Origin of the sequence: Mesorhizobium sp. 1M-11 (assembly GCF_001303895.1) — a bacterium.
GTDB lineage: Bacteria > Pseudomonadota > Alphaproteobacteria > Rhizobiales > Rhizobiaceae > Mesorhizobium.
On the sequence record NZ_LJSD01000051.1, the window covers coordinates 122,527 to 144,445 of the forward strand.

Annotated in this window: 23 protein-coding genes; 7 read left to right on the top strand and 16 right to left on the bottom strand. The window is 64.4% G+C overall.

What is annotated here, in order from left to right:
* Positions 1-171: 171 nt before the first annotated feature.
* Positions 172-447 (bottom strand): hypothetical protein, encoded by a 276-nt coding sequence (locus AO692_RS21425; protein ID WP_054312076.1) that lies wholly within the window; start codon positions 445-447, stop codon positions 172-174.
* Positions 448-809: 362 nt separating this feature from the next.
* Between AO692_RS21425 and AO692_RS21430 the strand changes: the two genes are divergently transcribed.
* Together AO692_RS21430 and AO692_RS21435 are read left to right on the top strand one after the other, a co-directional pair.
* Positions 810-2,267 carry an amidohydrolase family protein gene (locus tag AO692_RS21430; protein WP_244483437.1) on the top strand — a complete coding sequence of 486 codons (1,458 nt, stop codon included), beginning with the start codon at positions 810-812 and terminating at the stop codon, positions 2,265-2,267.
* 10 nt (positions 2,268-2,277) lie between these two features.
* Positions 2,278-3,120 carry a hypothetical protein gene (locus AO692_RS21435; RefSeq protein WP_054312077.1) on the top strand — a complete coding sequence of 281 codons (843 nt, stop codon included), beginning with the start codon at positions 2,278-2,280 and terminating at the stop codon, positions 3,118-3,120.
* A gap of 12 nt (positions 3,121-3,132) precedes the next feature.
* Here AO692_RS21435 and AO692_RS21440 read toward each other — a convergent pair whose 3' ends face one another.
* From AO692_RS21440 to AO692_RS21475, 8 genes are all read right to left on the bottom strand, one after another.
* Positions 3,133-3,387: a DUF982 domain-containing protein gene (locus tag AO692_RS21440; RefSeq protein ID WP_054312078.1), complete on the bottom strand. Its 255-nt coding sequence runs from the start codon at positions 3,385-3,387 to the stop codon at positions 3,133-3,135.
* A gap of 70 nt (positions 3,388-3,457) precedes the next feature.
* The gene (locus AO692_RS21445; protein WP_054312414.1) at positions 3,458-3,664 is read right to left on the bottom strand and encodes a hypothetical protein; all 207 of its coding nucleotides are present in this window, start codon (positions 3,662-3,664) and stop codon (positions 3,458-3,460) included.
* 317 nt (positions 3,665-3,981) lie between these two features.
* Entirely contained in the window at positions 3,982-4,599 is a 618-nt protein-coding gene (locus AO692_RS21450; protein WP_054312079.1) for an OmpA family protein, read from the bottom strand.
* A 1-nt stretch (position 4,600) separates the two neighbouring features.
* The gene (locus AO692_RS21455) at positions 4,601-5,092 is read right to left on the bottom strand and encodes a hypothetical protein (RefSeq protein ID WP_244483438.1); all 492 of its coding nucleotides are present in this window, start codon (positions 5,090-5,092) and stop codon (positions 4,601-4,603) included.
* A 292-nt stretch (positions 5,093-5,384) separates the two neighbouring features.
* Positions 5,385-5,690: a DUF982 domain-containing protein gene (locus AO692_RS21460; RefSeq protein WP_054312080.1), complete on the bottom strand. Its 306-nt coding sequence runs from the start codon at positions 5,688-5,690 to the stop codon at positions 5,385-5,387.
* A 132-nt stretch (positions 5,691-5,822) separates the two neighbouring features.
* Positions 5,823-6,023, bottom strand: coding sequence for a hypothetical protein (locus tag AO692_RS21465; RefSeq protein WP_054312081.1), 201 nt, complete (start codon positions 6,021-6,023; stop codon positions 5,823-5,825).
* 134 nt (positions 6,024-6,157) lie between these two features.
* Entirely contained in the window at positions 6,158-7,264 is a 1,107-nt protein-coding gene (locus AO692_RS21470) for a class II histone deacetylase (protein ID WP_054312082.1), read from the bottom strand.
* A gap of 19 nt (positions 7,265-7,283) precedes the next feature.
* The gene (locus AO692_RS21475) at positions 7,284-8,441 is read right to left on the bottom strand and encodes an MFS transporter (RefSeq protein ID WP_054312083.1); all 1,158 of its coding nucleotides are present in this window, start codon (positions 8,439-8,441) and stop codon (positions 7,284-7,286) included.
* Between the two features lie 444 nt (positions 8,442-8,885).
* Here AO692_RS21475 and AO692_RS21480 point away from each other — a divergent pair, with 444 nt between their 5' ends.
* Positions 8,886-9,890, top strand: a complete 1,005-nt coding sequence (locus AO692_RS21480; protein ID WP_054312084.1) for a DUF4105 domain-containing protein — start codon at positions 8,886-8,888, stop codon at positions 9,888-9,890.
* A gap of 1,027 nt (positions 9,891-10,917) precedes the next feature.
* Entirely contained in the window at positions 10,918-11,601 is a 684-nt protein-coding gene (locus tag AO692_RS21485; protein WP_054312085.1) for a hypothetical protein, read from the top strand.
* Between the two features lie 329 nt (positions 11,602-11,930).
* On the opposite strand, the gene AO692_RS21490 is transcribed toward AO692_RS21485, so the two are convergent.
* The 5 genes from AO692_RS21490 to AO692_RS21515 all read right to left on the bottom strand — a co-directional run bounded on the left by AO692_RS21490 (position 11,931) and on the right by AO692_RS21515 (position 14,408).
* Entirely contained in the window at positions 11,931-12,116 is a 186-nt protein-coding gene (locus AO692_RS21490; RefSeq protein WP_152979919.1) for a hypothetical protein, read from the bottom strand.
* A gap of 291 nt (positions 12,117-12,407) precedes the next feature.
* The gene (locus tag AO692_RS21495; RefSeq protein WP_054312087.1) at positions 12,408-12,617 is read right to left on the bottom strand and encodes a hypothetical protein; all 210 of its coding nucleotides are present in this window, start codon (positions 12,615-12,617) and stop codon (positions 12,408-12,410) included.
* Positions 12,618-13,379: 762 nt separating this feature from the next.
* Positions 13,380-13,631: a hypothetical protein gene (locus AO692_RS21505; protein ID WP_054312089.1), complete on the bottom strand. Its 252-nt coding sequence runs from the start codon at positions 13,629-13,631 to the stop codon at positions 13,380-13,382.
* 151 nt (positions 13,632-13,782) lie between these two features.
* A complete protein-coding gene (locus AO692_RS21510) occupies positions 13,783-14,151 on the bottom strand; it encodes a DUF982 domain-containing protein (RefSeq protein ID WP_054312090.1) in 369 nt (122 codons plus the stop codon).
* Positions 14,148-14,408, bottom strand: coding sequence for a hypothetical protein (locus AO692_RS21515; protein WP_054312091.1), 261 nt, complete (start codon positions 14,406-14,408; stop codon positions 14,148-14,150). Before AO692_RS21515 ends, AO692_RS21510 begins: the two co-directional genes overlap by 4 nt.
* 547 nt (positions 14,409-14,955) lie before the next feature.
* Between AO692_RS21515 and mprF the strand changes: the two genes are divergently transcribed.
* From mprF to AO692_RS21530, 3 genes are all read left to right on the top strand, one after another.
* Entirely contained in the window at positions 14,956-17,574 is a 2,619-nt protein-coding gene (mprF, locus tag AO692_RS21520; RefSeq protein WP_054312092.1) for a bifunctional lysylphosphatidylglycerol flippase/synthetase MprF, read from the top strand.
* Positions 17,571-18,887 (top strand): AcvB/VirJ family lysyl-phosphatidylglycerol hydrolase, encoded by a 1,317-nt coding sequence (locus AO692_RS21525; RefSeq protein WP_082407478.1) that lies wholly within the window; start codon positions 17,571-17,573, stop codon positions 18,885-18,887. Before mprF ends, AO692_RS21525 begins: the two co-directional genes overlap by 4 nt.
* Before the next feature lie 278 nt (positions 18,888-19,165).
* Entirely contained in the window at positions 19,166-19,546 is a 381-nt protein-coding gene (locus AO692_RS21530; protein WP_054312417.1) for a nuclear transport factor 2 family protein, read from the top strand.
* A gap of 77 nt (positions 19,547-19,623) precedes the next feature.
* Here the strand turns inward: AO692_RS21530 and AO692_RS21535 are convergent, their stop codons facing one another.
* Together AO692_RS21535 and AO692_RS33190 are read right to left on the bottom strand one after the other, a co-directional pair.
* Complete coding sequence (locus tag AO692_RS21535; RefSeq protein ID WP_054312093.1) at positions 19,624-21,252, bottom strand: tetratricopeptide repeat protein; 1,629 nt, start codon at positions 21,250-21,252, stop codon at positions 19,624-19,626.
* A 52-nt stretch (positions 21,253-21,304) separates the two neighbouring features.
* Positions 21,305-21,556, bottom strand: coding sequence for a DUF1127 domain-containing protein (locus AO692_RS33190; RefSeq protein WP_054312094.1), 252 nt, complete (start codon positions 21,554-21,556; stop codon positions 21,305-21,307).
* Between the last annotated feature and the right edge of the window lie 363 nt (positions 21,557-21,919).

The window sequence follows — 21,919 nt, forward strand, 5'->3', positions numbered from 1 at the left end:
GGCCGGCCAAACCGAACCCGCTGCTATCCGAAGACGCAAATGGCGGCATTGGCCGCCGGGCGAGCGGCGGTCGGAACGGTGTGCGCTGCAATGTTCCGGTTCGAAGACATGCGGCACCCCTACCCAAAAACGCGATGCCGGGCAAGCGGGCAGTGCCCGCTGCAGGCCGGCTCAGGCGGAATGATCGCGCCCGCAGCGCGAACATGTCCTGTTGGGCCAGGGGTGATGGGCGCGGAAGAACGACCCCTCGGTCCTGAACAGCGAACACCGGCAATCCGGGCAGGTGAACAGGACGACGGCGGCGATGCCGTGCGCCACCCAGAACATCAGCGCAAGCTGTGTCCCGCCCGATGAAAGACCCGCAATGAGCGGTTCCCATACCGGGAGGGTGATAAGGACCAGGAAGGTCCAGCCCATGAACAGCCATGCTTTCAGGTAGAGTGACATGGCGATGAGCCTAAGCCGATTCTCGCCGGTCGATCCAATGCGCCGGCCTTGCCCACGCGCTTTATCCCGCGCACGGCGTCAGAGCCGTGAACGCAACGACCCGGTTCGTCGGCGCTCCTTCCGGTTCGAAGATATGGGGCCACTTGAAAAGGAGCCTGGCAAGCCGGCTAAGCGACGCTCCCCGCAGGCCGAACCGCACCGCGATGGGCGCGTGAATGCCTTCTCCGCTCCCGACGAGCCCGCAATCCGGCGGGACGCCCGCCTCGTCCGGAAGTATCCTTGCTGAAGCTACTGGAACTGGCCTAGGTTGCCGACTGACCTGTCCTCGACCGAGGGGTGTGGACAAAGAAGGGGGCTGCATCTTGCCGATTCGCCTTGGCCGAAAGTACGCCCATTTGACACATGGCCGGACCTGCGCCTGCCACAGCCCGCAGGCACAGCAACTGCTCTCGCGCCTCGACAAGGGACTGTCGCGCCGGTCGGTCCTCAAGGGGATCGCGGCGAGCCTTGCCGCTCCCGCGCTGGGCATTGTCAGTCCTGCCTTCGCACAAGGTTCCGCCAAGCCGCTCCTGCTCAAGAACGCAAACATCTTCGACGGCACGACCGGCAGGCTGGTCGAAGGCCGCAGCGTGCTTGTCGAGGGCAAGCTCATAAAGGCGTTGACCGCACCCGGGGATGCCGTGGCCGACGCGGACATCATCGACTGCGGCGGACGCACCCTGATGCCGGGCATGATCGACGCGCATTGGCATTCGATCCTCGCCGGCATCTCGCAGATGGTGGCGATGACCGCCGATATTCCTTACGTCCATCTGGTCGCCGCGCAGGAGGCGGAGCGCACCGTGCTGCGGGGCTTCACCACGGTCCGCGATGTCGGAGGTCCGTCGTTCGCATTGAAGCGGGCCATCGACGAGGGACGCATCGCCGGCCCGCGTATCTACCCCTCCGGCGCGATGATTTCGCAGACGTCGGGCCATGGCGATTTCCGCATGCGGACGGATCTGCCGCGCACGCCGCAAAGCAACCTCAACGTCACCGAGGAGGCGGGCATCGCGGCGATCGCCGACGGCGAGGCGGAAGTGCTGCGCCGGGTGCGCGAGCAGCTCATGCTCGGTGCCAGCCAGATCAAGATCATGGGCGGCGGCGGCGTGGCCTCGCCCTACGATCCGATCGATGCGCTTCAATATACCGAGGCCGAAATGAAGGCAGCGGTGGCGGCGGCCACCGACTGGGGCACCTATGTGTGCATCCATGCCTACACCCCGGCCGCTGTCCAGCGCGCGCTGGCAAGCGGCGTGAAGTCCATAGAGCATGGCCAGCTTGCCGACGAGGAGACTGCCCGGCGCATCGCCGATGCGGGAGCGTGGTGGAGCATCCAGCCGTTTCTGGCGGACGAAGACGCCAACACCTATTCCCTGCCGGAGCAGCGCGCGCAGCAGCAGACGATCGCCGACGGCACGGCCCGGGCGGTGGAACTGGGACGCAAGCACAACATCAAGATGGCGCTTGGAACCGACATCCTGTTCAACCCCAAGGGAACCGCGACCCAGGGCAAGCAGCTCGCCAAGTTCGCCAGGTGGTACGAGAATGCCGATGTGTTGCGGCTCCTCACCAGCGGCAACGCGGAGCTCGCCGGCCTTTCCGGGCCCCGCAATCCTTATCCTGGAAAGCTCGGGCACATCGAAGCAGGAGCCTATGCGGATATCCTCGTGGTCGATGGCAATCCGCTCGAGGACATCTCCCTGATTGCCGATCCGGACCGGACGATGAAGCTCGTCATGAAGGACGGGCGCATCCACAAGAACACGCTTTCAGCCTGAGGGGGCTTCCTTGAGAAAATGCGCAGTTGCCGCTGTCCTGGTCCTGAGCGCCGCTCAGGCTGCCTATGCCGCCGATCCCGGCCAACCGGAAGAAGCGGCACCGACCGCAGCGGAACGCCCGCGCTGGGCGTTGCAGATCACACCCTATATGTGGGCCGCCGGCCTCGACGGGAACATATCGCCGTTTCGGCGCGCTCCGACGATCCATGTCGAGAAATCGTTCTCGGACGTCGTGGACGATCTCAACTTCGGCGGCTTCGTCAATGTGTGGGGCCGCTACGATCGTTTCGTCTTCTCGGGCGACATCATGTATGTCGACACGACCGACAGCCATGGCACGGGCCCGCTGTCGGCGATGCAGCTTCCGGGCCTGGGCGTCGCCATACCACCGGGCGCGAACGTCGATGCGGAAGTCGATACCAAGCAGTTCACGGCAACCCTGCAGGGAGGCTACCGTCTCCTCGACACGCCGCAGTTCACGCTCGATGCCCTGGCCGGAGCGCGTTTCTGGCATATCTCGAACGATGTGACGGTTACCGCGAGCCACCCCGCCATCGGCAGCCGAACCGTCAGCCATGGCGAGAGTTTCGGCTGGGTGGACCCGGTGATCGGCGCGCGTGTGTTTCTCCCCCTGACGGAAAAGCTTTCCCTCCAGGCGCAGGCCGACATCGGCGGCTTCGGCGCGGGGTCGGACCTCACCTGGTCGGCGTTGGCTACCGTCAACTATGTCTTCAACGAGCACCTCTCCGGCTCGATCGGCTACAAGGTGCTGGATGTCGACTACGACAATGGCGGCCATGTCTACGACACGCAATTGAGCGGCCCGGTCATGGGCATGACCTGGCGTTTCTAAAAACGGCTTCGATCACGCGCCGGGCGCGATGATCCGGGCTGCACGCGCGGCCTTGACGAAGGCACGGCGGCAGCTGTTGCCGCTCTGCCAGCCATCGAGCGCATCCCGGCAGGTGCGGAGCGCCCTGCGGTAGGCCTGGCCGGAGCCTGGATGGTCCGGCCAGGCGTCCTGCATCGCTTCGATGGCCTGCCAGGCGCTTTCGACCTTCCTGTGCCCGGTCGGTTGCAGGTCGAGGACGACGGGGTGAGAGAACAGAACGTCTTGCAAAATTCCCTCCTGGGCATGGTTTCGGGAACGAGGGCAGCGGGCCGGAGCCCACCGCCCTCGTCTCGAGCCGCTACAGTTTCGCCTGATGGATCCGGTCGGAGAGCTTTTGCCGGTCCTCCGCGGACTTCAGCCGGATGGTCATCGCCTCGCTCTTGACGGGAACCTGGGGCGGCAGGCTGACGGGCATCCCGGGAACATTCTGCTCGGCCCATTGCTTGAAGCGGGGCAATTTGTTCGGGCCGGCGATCGGGAACGTGAAGCTGTATTTGAAGGTCATCGTGACAGTCCAAAGCATGCGCGCGCGGAAACGGGCGCATGCTTTGGCGCCGCGATCCTGGACACGCAGAAATCAAAGGGTTGGGGATTACGCTCGTGATCCTGGCGCCGCTCTTGCTCTCGCAGGTAGCGACGCCAGGCGATCAGCCTATTTGCAGGCAGCCGTTGAACAGTGTGGAGCGCTTTCGCATGACACCTGTGTCGGCCAGGGCGCCGGAAAAGTCAAACCGGCGGCCGCCTTCCTGTCACGCGCGGCATCAGCACCGCAAGTGCGATGGGAACAGCGCCGGCGCCACGCGACGGTGCCGGCATGGAGACCTACTGCTTTTCGATCGGCAGGATGAATTCGACGCGCCGGTTCAAGGCGCGCCCGTCCGGATTGTCGCTGCCGTCGTCGCGCGTGTTCGGGGCGACCGGCCGGGTGTCGCCAAGGGCTTTCACCGCAAGGCGCTGCTTGTCGGCACCATGGGCCACCAGCCAGTCCGCGACCGTGGTGGCCCGCTGGAGCGACAGGGTCTTGTTGTACCGGGCCGACCCCTTGGAGTCGGTGTGGCCCTCCACCCCGATCGTGCCTTGCGGAACGGAGGCGATGAGACGCGCGATGTCGGCAAGCGTCGGTTCGGCGGCCGGCTGGATGTCGGCCTTGTCGAAGTCGAACAGGACATCGCCGGTCATGGCGATCCTGACGGAGGTGCCGTCCTTCTTCACGGAAAGTCCGCTGTGCTGTGCGGCGAGGTCGTCTGCCTTGCCGGAGAGATCCGACACGGCGCCGCCCAGATCGGATGGCAGGCCCGTCAGGTCCAGCACCGTGGCCTTGAGGTCGAGAACCGTGGGCTCGAGGTCGCGGATGTCGCGTTTGTAGTCCTCGGCGAAGGAGCCAACCGTGCCGGCCACGACCATGGCCAGCACAAGAATGCATCTGTTTGCCCAGGCCATGTTATCGGTCGGTGATCTTGATGGCCTCGAGCGTCTCGACCCCCGGGATCGTCAGCGACACTTCGGTGACGTCTTTTGGCGGGGCGGGGAACCGGCCGTGCCAGGAACCCGCGGTGGGGGAATCCTTCGTGGTCTTGAGCACCAGGTTGGGGTTGGTGAGCGGCTGGTCGTTGCTGTCCTTCAGAAGAAGGTGCTTCTTGTTGCCGGCAAGCACATAGAAGCTGTTCTGGTAATCGGTCTCGCTGATCGAATCGTAGATCCGTTCCAGCTTGTTCGTGATCATCGGCTTGAAGCGCAGCTTGATCGTCAGGATATCGTCGCGCCGCACCGCCTCGACCACCTGGGCTTCCGCCGCGCCGCCATTGGTCAGCCCGACCGCCAGGGGCGCTGTCGAAGCATTCTGCGTCTCGTTCTGCGCGAATGCGGTGTGGGAAAATCCGGCGATCGCCAGCGAGCAAACAAGCGCGGTTGTAATCGGCTTCAACATATCCATCCCTTTTCCGAAAGAGGGCTAGGTAGCCCAGTACCGATCCGGATTGGAAATCTCGTTTGCCTGCAGGCTGTTACACGGATTGATCGCTGGCGCAAAGATCGGCGGGGACCTGGCCTTGACGGACAGTCGGCCAGGAACGGAGAGCCGTCCCCGGAGCGATCGAACCGGCATTGTATCGAGAGCCGTCGGAGCATGGCGCCAGACGGGCTTCTCCAACGTTCCGGAATGGATCTATCGGATAGAACGTCTGTTCAGATGTGAGGCGACATGGCTGTCGCCCCACGACGCCAGCTCAGGCAACCATTCCACCGCCTCGGCCGGAATTCGGACCGGTCATCCAAGGCAAGGGGATTTCCACCTCCTCGAGGATTTTCGCGGAGCGCGCGAAGCCTTCGAAAGCAGATCTCGCATAGGAGAGAGGATAGTCGCTCTGAAAGGCCTGCTGGCAGGCCCGAACAGCGGTCTGGTAGATGGGCGTGCGACGGCCTTTGGGCCATTCATAGAGAAATTCCAGGGCGTCTTCGAGGCACGCTATCTCCTGGATGAGGCTGTTTCCGTTCTTGACGAATACGGGGCTGTCAAACATCCGATCGTTCATCAGATCCTCCAAATCGAACGACAAAAGGGGTGTCAGGACAGGTCACCACCGACAGCGGCGGTAACCTGAGATCGATATGTGAATGGTCGTTGCGAGCGTCAATGCTCGCCGTCAAAACATTCGGTTGGGGAGCTATGAGGGAGAACCGGCCCTCAGGCGTTTTGCGCTCAGATACATGAGCGCCGAAGCTGCCTTGGAACGATCCCAGCCCGCGGCTTCGGTATCGTCGAGCAACTTGTCGATGCGGTCGGCCAGAGCCTCCTGGCAGTCGGCATCATAAGCGACTTCATTGGGCTGGTATTGCGGTTTCCTGATCAGTGGTTCCTTCGCCATATGTGTAACCCATGCACGTTTCTTACGGCATGCGTTTTACCGCATTCCTCAACGTCGTCAACGGGTTACGGCGGCGGGCGCTGCCGACCGCAGCCTGTCCCGGCGCGCCCGGGCGCCGGGGACATTCCTCACGCCTACAGCCCAAGCGCCTCAGCCAGCTCGTCGAGCAGCTGGAACTGCAAGGCGTCGAAACGCGCGTTCGGCTGCCACAGCTCGGCCATCTCCATGAGCGGATCGACGACGTCGCTTGTCTCGCCGGAGAGGGCTTCCATCAGAGCGTGGCCGCAGAACGGCACGTAGGTTTCCGAATAGCCACCCTCATGGACCACGATCAGCCGTCCCTGACAGAGGCGTTCGGCGGCGTCGCGGATGCTCAGCGTCATGGCGCGGTAACTGTCGCTGTGCAGGTTCATGCGCGCCAGCGGGTCGACGGCGGATGCGTCGAGACCGCTTGCGATCACGATCAGCTCCGGCCTGAAGGCTTCAAGTGCCGGAATGACGATGCGCTCGAAGGCGCGCATATAGGCAGCATGGCCGCCGCCCGGCAGCAGCGGAATGTTGATGTTGGCGCCCACTCCCTTGCCGGCGCCGCGATCCTCTCCGCCGCTGTATCCGGGCGGGAAACACCCTTCCTGGTGTAGCGAAATGGTCAGCGTGTCGGGATCCTCGTAGTAGATCGCCTGCGTGCCGTTGCCGTGATGGACGTCCCAGTCCACGACCGCGACACGCCCGACCTGGTGCTTCGCCCGCGCCGCTTCGATGGCGATCGGAATGTTGGCCAGCAGGCAGAAGCCCATCGGCGTGTCGGGCAGGCAGTGATGTCCCGGCGGGCGCGACAGCGCATAGGCGTTCCGCAGCGCACCGGACAGCACGGCGTCGACGGCAGCACTTGCCAGCCCCGCCGACAGCGCCGCGATCTCATAGCTGCCGACGCCGAAAGGCGCGCTCACCCCGAGGTCTCCGCCGGTCGTGTCGCTGACGCGCTTGAACTCGTCCAGGTAGCTGGCGGGATGGATGCGCAGCAGATCCTGGCGGGCCGCAGGTGCTGCGGAACGCATGTCCAGTTTCGCGGCGAGGCCGGAAACCTGGAGCAGGGACAGGAAACGCCGTTTGGAATCGGGCGACTCCGCAAAGCCGGCGGCTGACGGCGGCTGCACCCAGCCGCCCACCGGCAGGACGAGCGACTGGATGCCGCCCGTGTGCCAGAAGGTTCGTTCGTCGGTGAAGAAACCCGTCTTCATGTCTTGATTCCCGGCTTGTTCATGGATTGGCTCGCGGCGACAGCAGCAGGCAGGCGAAGGACAGGAGCCCGCAGGCGGCGGCCGCGATGAACACGGATTGCAGGCTCCAGGCCGCCTCGAGCATGGTTCCGGCAAACAACGGCCCCAGCGACAGCCCCGTGCCGATGATCATCGTGGTCGAGGCGACGAGCCGGCCTGACGGGTCGCGGCTGGCCACCTCGGCGATGATGAAGGGCAGCACGAAGGTCCAGGCGAATTTGAAGGCGCAGATCGCCGCGATGTAGGCGGGGCCACCCTCAAGCATCGCCAGCGCGACGACCGACAGGACAAGGATGGCATAGCCGAGCAGCAGCATGAGCCGGCGAACGACCCGACCGCCCAGGAAAGAGGCGATCATTGCGCCGGCAATGCCGAACAGCGTGGCGATGGCGAGGATGTTGCCGATATGGGCCGCCTGAAAGCCTGCCTGCTCCGCCGCCATGCTGGCGAAGGTCCAGACCCCGCCGATGGCGATGTAGAAGGCAAGGATGGCGGCGACAGCCAGCGCGGCGAGCAGGACGAACCGGCTGCCGGTCGCGGACCGCGTGCCCGCCGCTTTCGACGCCGCGGGTGCCCGGAAGCCCTTGTACAGCGGGGCGAGCAGCAGCGTGAGGATGGCCAGCACGAGGTAGAAGGACTTCAGCCCGAAGCCGGCGAACAGATGCGGCAGCAAAGCGAGGCCGATCGCGCCGGCGACGAGCTGGCCGACGACCCAATAGCCGAACACCCGCTCGGGATTGTCGGCGTCCTGTGCGCTGACCATCGACAGGACCATGAGGGTTCCGCCGCCGAAGCCGGTGAAAGCGCGCAGGAGCAGAAGGGTCGCATAGTCCGACAGCAGCAGCGCGGTGGCCAGATTGCCGATGACGAACACGGCCAATGCGATCATGCCGACGACATGGACGTTGACGCGGCTGAGCCAGAACAGGCTGAGCAGGGACGCGGCGCTGAAGGCGCCGTTCTCGACGAAGAAATAGGTGCCGATCTGCGATGGACCGACGGCCAGTTCCGCGCCGAGCTGCGCGGCCAGCGCCGGCGCCACCAGCAGCGCCATCGGCGTGATCGCGGCAAAGGCCACGAGCGCGACGATGGTCAGGCGCGACGAGGCCGTCGCGGAGGCGATGGAGGATGTGCTCATGATACCGCGACTGCTTTTCCGGCAGAGGCGACGAGCTGCCTTGCGCCCGACCCGGAAACCCGCCGGTCAAGCCTCCGGCCTTCGATGCGCAGAAGCAGCATCGCAATCTCCCATTTGATGTTTCACGGTTTTCCGCGATTTCTTTACTTGAGAGTTAAGCTTCCTGAAGACAGCAGGCTTGTCAATGGAATTTTCGAAAATTGGAGATTGTTCGATGATCATGCAGGCGCGAGGTTTCATACGCCGTTGCCGCCAATGGTCTGGAGCGCCATGCATTCTTCAGCGTTCCGGAATGGAACCGACGTCGTCCCAAAAGCGCCGGAAAGGAGCTGCTCCAGCCGACCAGTCTCCCCTCAAGACCCACCCCAAAACTTGATTTCCCGGTCATGCTCGTCAACTTGATGAACCTCCGGCCACCAGCCGGAGGTGATTCCCGGAGTTCCGATGCGTCGTGCCGGCCTTGTTATCCTGATCGCCGTCCTGTTCCTCGCGGTTGCGCTGGCGAGCGCATGGACCGGTCTTGCCTTCTTCTACCGGCTGCCCTTGCCGGAAACCGGCCGCATCGTGGTCGCAGCGCTTTTTGCCCTGTTCGGCCTGGCGACACTCGCCGCCCTGTTCACCCGCCGCCGCTGGCCTGCCTTAGGCGCTTTTGTCGTCTTGTTTGCCGGCGTGCTTGTCTGGTGGGCGAGCATCACGCCACCGACCAATGCCGACTTCGTGCCGGAGGATGCCCGCCAGGTCACCGGCAGGATCGAGGGCGATCGCCTGACACTGACCGACATGCGCAACTTCACCTGGCGATCCAAGACCGACTTCACCGAAAGCTGGGAAACGCGGAGCTACGACCTGTCGAAGCTCAGAACCGTCGATCTGTTCATGTCCTACTGGGCCGGCCCCGAAATGGCGCACACGATCGTCAGCTTCGGCTTCGAGGGCGGCGAGCAGATCGCCTGGTCGATCGAGGCACGCTACCGGGTGGGCGGGGAGTATTCGCCGATCGCCGACGCCTTCAAGACCGATACGCTGATCGTGATCGCGGCCGACGAACGCGACCTGATCGGCCTGCGCACCAATGTGCGCGGCGAGGATGTGCATCTCTACCGGCTGGCCGTGCCGGCCGACCATGCGCGGGTCTTCCTGGCCGGCTATGTCGAGGACGCCAATGCGCTGGCCGCCAAGCCGCAGTTCTACAACTCGATCACCACCAATTGCACGACCGCGATCGTGCGCATCCTGCGGCTGGTCGGCGCCAGCGTGCCCACCGACTGGCGCCTGCTCGTCAACGGCTATCTGCCGGGCTACCTCTACGACCAGAAACGCGTCGACACCAAGCTGCCGCTCGAGGAGCTGATCGAGCGCTCCCGCGTCAGCGACCGCGCCAAGGCCTTCGGTGTCGGGCCGGGCTTTTCCGCAGAGATCCGGCGCGGCGTGCCGGATCCGAACCGGTAAGTGGCCCCCATGGATCCCCTCGGCCTCCTTCCCTGCTCTCGAATACCACAGCCCCAACACACAGGATCCCCGACACTCTCCAGTCGCTTCGCTTCTTACGAGGTCGAGGATGACGGAGCTTGGGGAAGCGCTTCAGCCAATCTCCAACGTCGGCACCATCATCACCGCTGGAAATGAGCCGCGACATCGCAACCTGCGTCATCCTCGACCTCGTGAGCGACCGCAGGGAGCGGCGAGTGTCGGGGATCCATTCCGGAACGCCGAAGGAATGGCCCCCGGCAAAAGCACCGCCATATGCAATTGCCCTGTCCGCAAAGGGGAGAAAGAGGCGCCTGCCTCCGACCGGTCGGTGTGTGACCGTGCAACAACGGTGTGGATGATTTGGTTACCCTGTCGGGAGAATCGATTGCGTCGGCCCAAAGCGAGTGCTAGTGCATGACTGTTGTTGAGTGGTGTTGGGGAGTACCGCTTATGTATGCCAAAGAGCATGAGTACCAGTCGCCATATCGGCCGTACTATAAACTTGCCCTGTTGCTGATCTCCGCCATCGGAATTGCAGAAGCCTATATTTGGCTAACGTCTCACTAGACATTTAAAACAGCTCCGGCGCCTCCGGACGGAACAACGGCTTGGCCACCGAAAGCATAGCGGCCTCGGGGTCGCGTGTTGGCTTCGGCTGCCTTTCCTCCACCTTGGAGACTGCTGGAAAAATGCGTAGCGGTTTTCCTGGAGTTGCTCTGCCGTGCGAAGCCCGGCGAGATAGCCGTCCCCCAAACCAGTGATGTTTGGCCCGACCTGGGGTGATATCCTGTTTCAGGTGCCGGAGTGCCCCCCACTTTCCGGCGCTTAGGCCGGCGCTTCCCCGGTCCCTCTGGCGCGCGCCGGCCGCCCCTTGCAAGGACGAGTCCCAAACGGGTGATGCTCTCCCGCGTCAAAAGGATTAAGCTGGCGCGCCGAACGGCCTGTCCGGCGCCTTGACCGTTGCAATCTTCGTTCAGCCTGCTTTGTCCGAACCGCGGAGGCGTATTTGCGCAATCTGGATTTCAGCTCCTGGCAAAGCGTTCTTGTCACGCTCATCGGCCTGGCGCTGTTCACGCTCATCAGCATGGGAATTCGCCTGCTGATGATGATGACGATCCAGCAGCGCCGGGAGCGCATGAACAGGCAGATCAACGAGCGCCTGCGGGTCCTGATCGCGGCTTACAAGACGCTGGGCGGGTCTTTTACAGGTGATCTTTCCGTCGACCCTACCCATCTGCGCGATCTGAAGCGGCGTCCCCCGCCCGCTCAGGAAACCGAAAACGGGCTGGAGCCGGCGGAACCCGGCATGACCGGATCGGAGCGGACCAGACGGATCAGGGATGCCGTCGAAGCGGCTCTGTCGGACATTCTCCTCCTCGGAACCGAGAGCCAGGTCCGGTTGGCCGAACGGGCAATACGGGAGCTTGCCGCCGGGCATACGGTCCACACCCACGAACTCGTGGTCTCGCTGCGCGACTTCATTCGCGAGGCTCTTGGCCTCGACCCTGTTCCGCCCGATCTCCAGATACCGATGCAAGGCCCCACCCGGCCCTCGACGAGCAGCAGCCGAGGCAAAGGCGACCGGGATAGCGGTGCTGGCCGCGGTGCCGGAGGTGGTGGAATGGGCATGGGCGGCGGCGGAACGGGCAGCGGCGCGCTCGACACCGACGATCCCCATCGCCAATCCTGACGAACGGAAGCCGGCTTACGGCAGCGCCGCGCAACGCCGCGGACCCACCGCGACAGTTAACACCAGCCCAAATGCAGGCCGTCATCCTCGACCTCGGAAGGAGCGCAGCGACTGGAGAGTGTCGGGGATCCGGAAAGTCGCAGCGATCCAAACCCAGATCCGCTTGAACCTGGTTCAATCACCCACACAGAATCCACAATCTGCACGGTTGTGTCTTTGTCCGCGTTCCGGAATGGATCCCCGACACTCTCCGCTCCCTACGGTCGCTCACGAGGTCGAGGATGACGATCCGCGTTGGCGGTCGCCGGTTCGGTGAACGGTGAATTGCCCTAGGCCATGCGGGTGATCAGGCCGAGTTCAAATGCATCCGGCAGCGCGTCGTCGCCCTTGAGCGCGACGTACAGGGTCAAAATCGCCAGCATCATCGTCAGCGCAAGCAAGGCCAGAACGATGCGCCCCAGGCGCGTTGTGACGCGATCGGCATCGCCGGATCTGTTTCCCGGATCAATCGACATGCGGCAAGCATAAGCGATATCGATCGCGCGAAAAAGCCCGCCGGCCGGAACCGGGCTGCTGGGCATCGACCCGCGGTTGACCCGGGCTGGCGCGCGCCGGCCGCATACCCGTTGCACATTTTTGGAACAGCCGTCGCCAAAGCCGGTTGTAAATGAGCTGATGGCTCCCGTCCCTTCCCCATTGGCGACCCGGCCGGTCCGACGTGGTCCACACTCCGTCGGGCCGGTTCCGCTCTAACTCTTTGTTTTTACGCAATTCCGGACGGAAACCGTTATACACTCTTCCTGGAATTAGCGTCCTAAAGGCCGCCGCGAGAGTTCGATCAGTTCCGCCTCGTCCGTGATGCCGAGCTGATAGTTCGCGATGATCCGCGAGGCACGCTGCTCCCTGTCGCTCACGTTTTCGAATTTCCGACAGGTTGCTTCAAATACCCTGGTCAGCAGGGCAACCTCCTCGGGCTGAAACACTCCTGCAACATCAAGCATTTGACGCATAGGCATGGCATGTCTCCCTCGCCGGACAATATAGGTCCACATACCCCTGCGGCCCAAACGCAAAATAGCCCGCAAGCGCAGGCAGCCGGCCCAAGCAGCCGGCAAAGCAGGAGGATTTTTGAACCCGCCCTCCGGCGGCTCGTTAATTGAGTGTCTGACTAGACACCCAACTGCGCCGCTTGTGGTTCACTCCCTCCACGGCGGCGTTTTTTTGTCGCCCCTCGCATTTTTGGAACGTCGGCTCCCGGCAATTGTTTTCTTCACGCTGGCCGGCTTCCCTCCGCATGCGCCAGCATTGGCCCGATACGCCCCCTATTTTGCGTATCGGGCCGCCTCGGATTTACCTCGGCCCGCCCCGGCGAACCGGAGCGGGCCTTGATGCCATGTCGAGCCATTTCGTTCAGGCGTGCCTGCTGCGAGATGCGGTGTTCGCGATCGAACGGCGGCTTCGCTGCCTCGTTGTTGAAGACGGCGGATTGAAATTCCCGGGCTCGATGGCTGCCATCTCATCGAGAACGCGGTCATGCAGTTTCCGCGGCGCGACGATCCGGCCCTGTTCCCGCGCCGCTGCGACAAACGCATCGTATGCCGCCCTCGGAGTGCACCAGCCCTGCTCAGCGCGTTCGGCAAGACGGGCTGCGGTCCGGTAGAGCTCGCAATCCTTGTTCGGCCAGGCCATGGCCATGGCTCTGACGACCTGATGCAGCGATGCGACTTGAAGTTCGAACCCTCGCGCGGTGCGGAAAGTCACCGGTGTAAACGGGGCCATCATTGCCCCCCATGCAACATCTTCGCAGCCGGTGATGTGCGGCCAAGGTAAATCGCGATGCTTTTCCGGATTTCGCTTTCGTCGAAGACACCCTGCGAAAACAAGTCCATCGTTGCCTTGGCCAGATCTTCCGCTGCCGGGCTACCCTGGAAAAACCCCCGTTCGCTGCAGAGATCGTCGTAGATACGTTTAAGCGCCTCCATATCGCCGGGATAAGCGATGCCGCTGATGGCGGAATGGTGGGTGGCCATCCTTGCCTCCATGAGTATCCGTGGACTCCAAGACGAAGTGGCGTCTCCAACTCCGCCTCAGTCACAAAGTCAAACAACCCCGGCGGGTTCCAAAATTGTGAGACTTCAAACGCGAAAAGCCCGCCCCGGCGAACCGAGGCGCAGATGCCGTCTAGACGTGCGGTTTGTTCGCTCTGACGGACTTTCGAACCGAGCGCGTGCGAAACCCGGCGAGATGCGCGGCCGACAGCCACGTCTCCGAACCCACCGCCGCGGGTTCCCCGGCGGTTCGCTCGCGCGCCTTGCGGTGCAGGACGATCCGCCCCTGCTCGCGCGCCGCGACAAGGAAGGCGTCATAGGCCGCCTTTGGCGTGCACCAGCCTTCCCTGGCGCGTTCGGCCAGGCGGGCGGCGTTCCGGTAGAGTTCGCATTCCTTGTCCGGCCAGGCCATGGCGATGGCCTTCGCCACATCCGGCAGGGACGATACGCTGAATTCGTAGCCGCGCGCGGTGCGAAACATCACAGGATCGAACGGGGTCATCGTCCGCTCCCGCGTTCGCGCAGCATTTCGCTGGCTGCCGACCTTCGGCCCAGATACGTCTCCAGACTGTCGCGGATCTCGTTTTCGTCGACCTCGCCTTGCGCAAAGAGGTCCATCGCCGCCCTGGCAAGATCCTCGGCTGCCGGGCTTCCACAGTGGAACCCCCGCTCGTCGCAGATATCGTCGTAGATTTCCTTCAGCAGCTTCAGGTCGTCCGGATAGGCGACGCCGCTGTTCGATAAATGGAGAACTGCCACAGCTCTCCCTCCCATGATCGGGGCGGGAGCACGATGGGCGCTCACAGCCGGCGATGCCCTTGCCAAAAATCGCCGATGGTGAAGCTTACGCTCATTGCGGGGGCGCAACCATCCCGGCTCGATCACGTTGGAAGACGGCTCGTTTCCTGCGTTTGCAATGGCTTAAGTGAACGGTAATGGCGCATCGCCAGTTCCGCCGCACAGTCTCGTGAATTTCCGCCCTGGCGAGATGTCCGTGGCGAGACGATTTTTGGAACAGCCGCCACCGCAGACTGTTTTTGGAAAGCTGACTGTCTTCCCTCCGACGGTCAGCGTGCCAGCGCCGGCCCGGTATGCCGCCAACTCGTATCGGGCCGGTACCAGCAAACCATCATGCCTGGCGCCGCTTGCGGATGGCCGGGGCAACGCTCCAAGCTTGGCGTTTTCAGCAGGTGCGATCCGGCGATAAGCCCCCTGCGACGAAGCTCCCGGCATGGTATTCATGCCCTTGCCACAATTTGGTTTAAACGGACTGCGGGCTTTGCCGCGCGCGGGGTTTTAAAACATCATGAACGATGCCGACGCTCAAATCGACGAGCAGAATATCGGCAGTGGTCTTTCCCGGCTCATCGACCGCATCGTGGAACCGCGCGTTCTCGGGCCGATCGTCGGCGCGGTCGCCGTGGCCATCGCGTTCCTGGTCATCCACCAGATCAGCGGCAAGATCCACCTGCACCAGATCCGCGAGGCCGTCGCCTCCACCCCGCTTTCGGCGGTTGTCCCGGCGCTTGGCTTCACGATCGTCAGCCTGATGGCGATGGCGCTCTACGACGTCATGGCCATCCGGCATGTCGCGCCGGATAAGGTTCCGGTCCGGCTTGCCCTGTTCGCGGGATTTGTCGGCTATGGCTTTTCGAATGCGATCGGCTTCCACGTCTTCGTGGGCGGCCCCGTCCGCTACCGCATCTATCAGTCGGTCGGCATCGACGCCGCCGATGTCGGCAGGATCGTCGGCATCTCCTTCCTGACCTTCTGGGGCGGCCTGCTGACGGTCATCGGCCTGGCGATGCTGTTCGATCCGGTCGGCATACCGGCGTTGAACCTGGTCTCCCCGCTCGACGACCGCATCATCGGCGGCGGCATCCTCCTTTGCCTTGCCGTTGTGCTCGTGTGGCTGTCGCGCGGCCAGCGGCAGGTCTCGGTGCTCGGATGGACGTTCCCGTTCCCGTCGGCGCGCAGCGCGATGGTGCAGATCCTCATCGGCGCCGTGGACATAGGTGCTGCGGCCGCAGCGCTCTACGTGCTTCTGCCGGCCGACGTCGCCCCGGCCTTCACCGTCTTCCTGGCCTTGTTCGTCCTCGCCATCATCGCCACCGTCATCAGCCACGCGCCGGGCGGGCTGGGCGTGCTGGAAGCGACGATCCTGTTCGGGCTCGGCGTCGGCGCCCGGCCGGACGTCATTGCCGCGCTGGTCGTCTTCCGTGTCGTCTACTACCTGTTCCCGCTGGCGCTGGCGGCCTCGGCCCTGCTTGTCTTCGAAGTCTACCGCGTGCGCTCGACGGTCTCCAACGTGGCGGGCCGAACGCTTGCGCTGACCCGGAGCATCGTGCCTCCGATCAGCGCCACGTTGGTCTTCGCCGGCGGGCTGGTGCTGCTGTTCTCCGGCTCGGTGCCCGCCGTCGGCGATCGCACCGACTGGCTGAGCGACATCCTGCCCCTGCCCTTCGCCGAAGCCTCGCATCTTCTGGCCAGCGTCACCGGCCTGCTGCTGGTCGTCATCGCGCGCGGCCTTTACCGCCGCATCGCGCTCGCGCGCTTCGCGGCGGTCGTCCTGCTCCTGACGGGCGCCGTCTTTTCCGTGCTGAAGGGGCTGGACTGGGAGGAAGCGACCGTGCTCGTGGCCGTCGCCGCCGCGCTGTTCATCTACAAGGACGCCTTCTACCGCAAAGGCGACTGGCGCTCCTTCCGGCTCGACGCGACCTGGATCGGCCTGTCGGCCATCGTCGTCATCGCCAGCACCATCGTCGGGCTGCTCGCCTATCGCCATGTCGAATATCAGTCGAGCCTGTGGTGGGAATTCGCCTGGGACGGCGACGCGCCGCGCTTCCTGCGCGCCACCATGGCGCTCGCCATCGTTGCCGCCGCACTCGCCGTCGACACGGTCATCAACCGTCCGGTCCATCGCAAGGCCTCCGGCCGCACGACGGTGCCGGACACGGTGCGCCGCATCCTTCAGACATCGTCCGGCACGGAACCCTGCGTGGCCCTGCTGGGAGACAAATCCTTCATGATTTCTCCCTGCGAAAAGGCCTTCCTCATGTATGCGACATCGGGCAACAGCTGGATCACCATGGGCGATCCGGTCGGCGATGCGCAGGCCGGCCGGACGCTGATCTGGCGTTTCGCGGAGGCAGCCGACCAGGCCGGCGCGCGGGCGGTCTTCTACTCCATCCAGCCGGAGTTCCTGACCCACTATCTCGACATGAACCTGGCCATCCTCAAGATCGGCGAGGTCGCCCGCGTCGGGCTCACCGACTTTTCGCTCGACGGCGCCGTCCGGCAGCCGCTGCGCTACGCGCATGGCAAGGCCGGGCGCGAAGGGCTCGCCTTCTCCGTCATCCCCAAAGCGGAAGTCGTCGATTTCCTGCCTGAATTGCGGTCGGTCTCGGACGAATGGCTGGGCAAGAAACACGGCACGGAAAAGGGCTTTTCGCTCGGCTATTTCGACGACGACTATATGCGCGCTTTCGATTGCGCCGTGCTGCGCAAGGACGACGAGATCGTTGCCTTCGCCAATCTGTGGCGCAGCGGCGACGGCGATGAACTGTCGGTCGATCTCATGCGCTACAGGCGCGGCGTGTCCAAGGTGATGATGGACGCGCTGTTCGCCCACATCCTGCTGCTCGGCAAGGCCGAAGGCTACAAGTGGTTCAATCTGGGGGCGGCACCGCTTTCCGGGCTCGCCGACCACCCGCTTGCCTCGACCTGGAACCGGATCGGCACCTTCATCTACAAGCGCGGCGACGAGATCTACAATTTCGAAGGGTTGCGCGCCTTCAAGCAGAAGTTCGACCCGGTCTGGACGCCGCAATATCTGGCCTGCCCCGGCGGCCTCGCCATGCCGCAGATCCTGCTCGACATCACGACCTTGATTTCGGGAAGCCCGATCCGGATCTTCAAACGATGAAAACCCTTTTCCTCTCCCTGCTGATCTCCCTCTGCTGCGCCGGCCTCGCGATGGCGCAATCCAATCCTTCGACGCTTTCCGTCGAGCGGCTGCAGAACGTGCGGCTTCTGCCTTCCAAAGGCGATGCCAAGGCCATGGTGGTCTATTTCTCCGACCGCGGCGGATGGACCCCGAAGGACGACACGACCGCGAGCGCGCTCGCCGAAGATGGAAACGTCGTGCTGGGCGTCGACCTCGCGGCCTATGCCGGCGAGCTCGACAAGGCCGACGGAGTCTGCCTCTACGTCGTCGGCGAGATCACCGATCTTGCCCAGACTGCGCAACGGCAGCTCAACATCCAGACCTACCTGCCGCCGATCGTCGCCGGCACCGGCGAAGGCGCCACCTTCGCCTATGCGGCGCTCGCCGACGCGCCGGCCAACACGCTGGGCGGAGCGGTCGCCTCCGGCTTTGCCGACTGGCTGACGCTGCGCCTGCCGTTCTGTCCCGGCTCGACGGCGAGCAAAACCGCCGACGGCAAGGCCTGGAGCTATGCGTTCGACAAGGCGATGCCCGAAGCGGCCACCTTGTTCGTGGCCGCCGACACGCTCGACACGATCCGCAGCCAGGCTTCGCAGCAGCCTGATATCACGGTCACGGCGCTCGATGGCGACAACGCCGCCACCCAGATCGTCGGCGCCGTCTCGTCACTGGTCGACGCGATCGAGCCGTTCGGCAAGCTGCCCGCCGTCGACCTTCCGTCGACGACGACGCCGAAAGCCGTCGCCATCTTCATTTCGGGCGATGGCGGCTGGCGCGACATCGACAAGACCATGGGCGAATGGCTGTCGACGCAAGGCGTCCATGTCGTCGGGCTCGACGCACTGCACTATTTCTGGTCCAGGCGCAGGCCGGAGGAGCTGGCCGCCGACATCACCACGCTCGTCAAGGACGCCGACCCGCAGGCGACGCTGCCGGTGATGCTGATCGGCTATTCCTTCGGCGCGGATACGCTGCCGCTCGCCTATCCGCTGCTGTCGAAGGACCTGCAGGGCCGGACCAAGGTCATCGCGCTGATGGCGCCCAGCCTCTCCACGTCGCTGCAGGTCACCATCACCGGCTGGCTCGGCATCGACGATAGCGGCTATCCGGTGCCGCCCGCGATCGCGGCCCTGCCGAAGGACAAGGTGCTCTGCATCTACGGCAAGGAAGAGGACGACAGCGGCTGCGAAGACCCGGCCGTCAAGGACATCACCAAGATCGAGACCGATGGCGGCCATCATTTCGACGGCGACTATCAGGGCATCGCGCGGCGCTTCCTCGACAAGCTTTGACGGCGCCTGCGGACGGGCGGAGGAGCCGCGTGTTGCTGGGTCAATCCCATCCTTCACTGTTCCGGAATGGCGCGGATTCGACGCGGTCCAGAACCCGGCTTCAATCCACTTTCCTGCACCGGCCGACGTGACCGGCGAGGCGAGCGAGGGCGATCCCGCTGGCGGGCGGCTCGTCCCAGGTTCGCTCCGACGGAAGCGAACTGGCCCAAATGCGGGGCGGGTCAGGCCGTTGAATGCCCGTCTCGCGTCACGATAATCCCGGGGCAAGATCGATGGAGATGCATGTGAACTGGAATGAATTCGCCGAACGCTGGTGCGCCGACTGGAATTCGCACGATCTCGAGCGGGTTCTGGCGCATTTTGCCGACGACGTGGTGTTCACCTCGCCGATCGCCGCCAGCCTCCTGCCTGAAACAGGCGGCAGGCTGGTGGGGAAAGCGGCGCTGCGCGCCTATTGGGAAGAGGGCCTGCGCCGGATACCCGACCTTCACTTCACCATCGAGCGCGTCTTCGGCGGCATCGACACGCTCGTCATCCAATACCGCAACCAGAAAGGCTCGAGCGTGAGCGAAGTGCTGCGCTTCGAAAACGGCAAGGTGGTGCGCGGCGATGGAACCTATGCGGTGGGCGCCGACAATCCCGCCGGCATCCGCGGCTAGCCCTTGGTTTGCCGACAGCCGGCAAACCAATCGCACATGCCTCCTCCGCCGGCGGACAGTGCGGGACGGGGCCACGATCAAGGACGTGGCCGCCAGCCGGCGGCCATGACTTCCCTGAAACCGGGATGGTTCCTGACCCCCGCCAGGTCGTCGTCATTCCTGATCATGTCGGCCATGCCGGCCGCGCTTTGCCGGACATAGATCTTGAGGAAGCGCAGCGCGGTCTCCTGATCGCCAGCGACGGAGTAGACCGACGCGGCATTGTAGGTCGTGATCGGATCGTCGGGATCGAGCATCAGGGCGCGTTTGATCCAGGAGACCGCAAGGTCGGCCTTGCCGAGATGCATCAGCGCTATTGCTCCTCGCGACAGGGGCGCGGGATTCTCGGGCTGCAGGATCGCCACGCGTTCGGCCAGTTCGAGCGTGAGCCTGGCCCATCTGACCTTGTCCGGGTCTGCCTTGTCGATCGCCGCCAGGACGAAGTAGGGGCCGAGATAGTCGTCGCGGCGCAGTTGCGCCGCCTCGATGAATTCCGCCTTGGCGATCTCGCGATGCCCCAGAGTCCAGGCCAGGAAGCCCGAGAACAGCCGCGCCTCGAAACAGGTCGGGTCGATGGCCAGGGCCTGCGCATAGGCGCCGCGCGCATCTTCGGTGCGGCCGGATCTCTGGAACGCCAGGCCTCGCGCCACATGCGCCTCGGCGAGGCTGGCGTCGAGCGCCAGCGCCCTGTCGGCGATGGCGAGGACGGAGTCCGGCGTTTCGTCGGTGGCGAACCATTCCAGCAGGTAGCAATCGCACAAGGCGATGGCCGAAAGGGCGCGCGCGAAAGCCGGATCGAGTTCGACCGCCCGGGTGAACATCCGGCGCGCCACCACAAGATGCGACCGCGTCCAGTGCCGCGCCAGCTGCCATCCGTGCCGGTAATAGGTATAGGCCTCCATGTTGTCGGTCCGCGACAGCTGGATGGCGCGCTGCTCCTGCGGCAGCAGCTCCACCACCAGATGCCTGACGATCGCCTCGGCGATCTCGTCCTGAATGGCGAAGACGTCGCTCAGATAGCGGTCGAAGCGATCCGCCCACAGGATCGTGCCCGAACGCGCGTCGACGAGCTGCGCCGACACGCGCAGGCGCTCCCCCACCAGCCGCACGCTGCCGTCGACGATGTGGCCGACGCCCAGCGCTTCGGCGGCTTCCGCTGCCGGGCGCGGAACCTCCGGTGCGGCAATGCGGCCAGACATCACTGTGAGCTGCCGGCTTCGCGTCAGCGCCGTGGCGATGTCCTCGGTCAGCCCTTCGGCGAACCAGTGGTGTTCGCGGTCGCGCGCCAGCGGCCGGAACGGCAGCACCGCGATGGAAGGCAGTTTCGACTGCGGCGAGGGAAGTTCGCTGCGGCAGCGGACCTGTCCCTCGTCGACGATGTAGCCGCGCCGCGGCACCGTCCGGACAAGATTTTCAGCCTCCGCCCCGAGCGCGGCGCGCACGTCCTTCAGGCATTGGCTGAGGGAGTCGTCCGAGACGATGGTGTCCGGCCAGAGCGCGCCGATCAGTTCCTCCTTGTCGATGACCCGGCCAGGGTTCTCGACCAGGTAGATCAGCAGCGCCAGAGACTTCGGGCGTATCGCGATGTCGTCGCCGCCATGCCGGAGCCGCCGGCGCCCGAGATCGAGCGTGTGGCCGCCGAATTCATAGATCAGCGCCGGCTTCATCGCGTCCCCCCGACCCGTCATCGCCTCCCGGCATGGCCCGCAGGCGACCAGATTACATGTCGAGACGATAATAATCGAATTCCATTTCCTGGCGCGGCTCCCGGCCAAGATAATCGGATCTGATACGGCGCGGCTTTCGACAGATGCCGATGTCGTCGAGCTGGTGGTCGCTGAGCTGCTGAAGGGCGTGCAGCGTCCTCCTGTCCAGCGCGCGCGCCTTCACGGCCTTGGCTACGCGATCCGGGAACCCGAGGATGGTCCGGAACAAGGCCGATGCCGGCCGGTCGATGCGGATATGTGCCATTGCCCTCTCCACCATCTGTGACGATGGGGCGACGGTGCCCGGCCGGCGGGCTGAAAGTCCGGATCGTTGCGTGAAATTTCCATGAAATCGGAACGCTCGGGCCAGTCGAGGACCGGCCGGCTTCCGCCTCGGGCGTTCCTTTGCCGGCATATGGCCGAAAACCATGCCATCGGTGCGCGGCCGAACCATCGGCGCTCCGCCTCGCCGGTTAAGGCTATCGCCAACAGAGACTATGCACATGGCCCGGCTGGGGGCATAGTCAGTGGACGTGCCCAATTCGGACATGAAAATGGACTTTGCTGCGGCCTGGGAGCCTGCCACACGGTTGTCAGCCCTTACCGGCATCCTGATGGGGTAACCTGC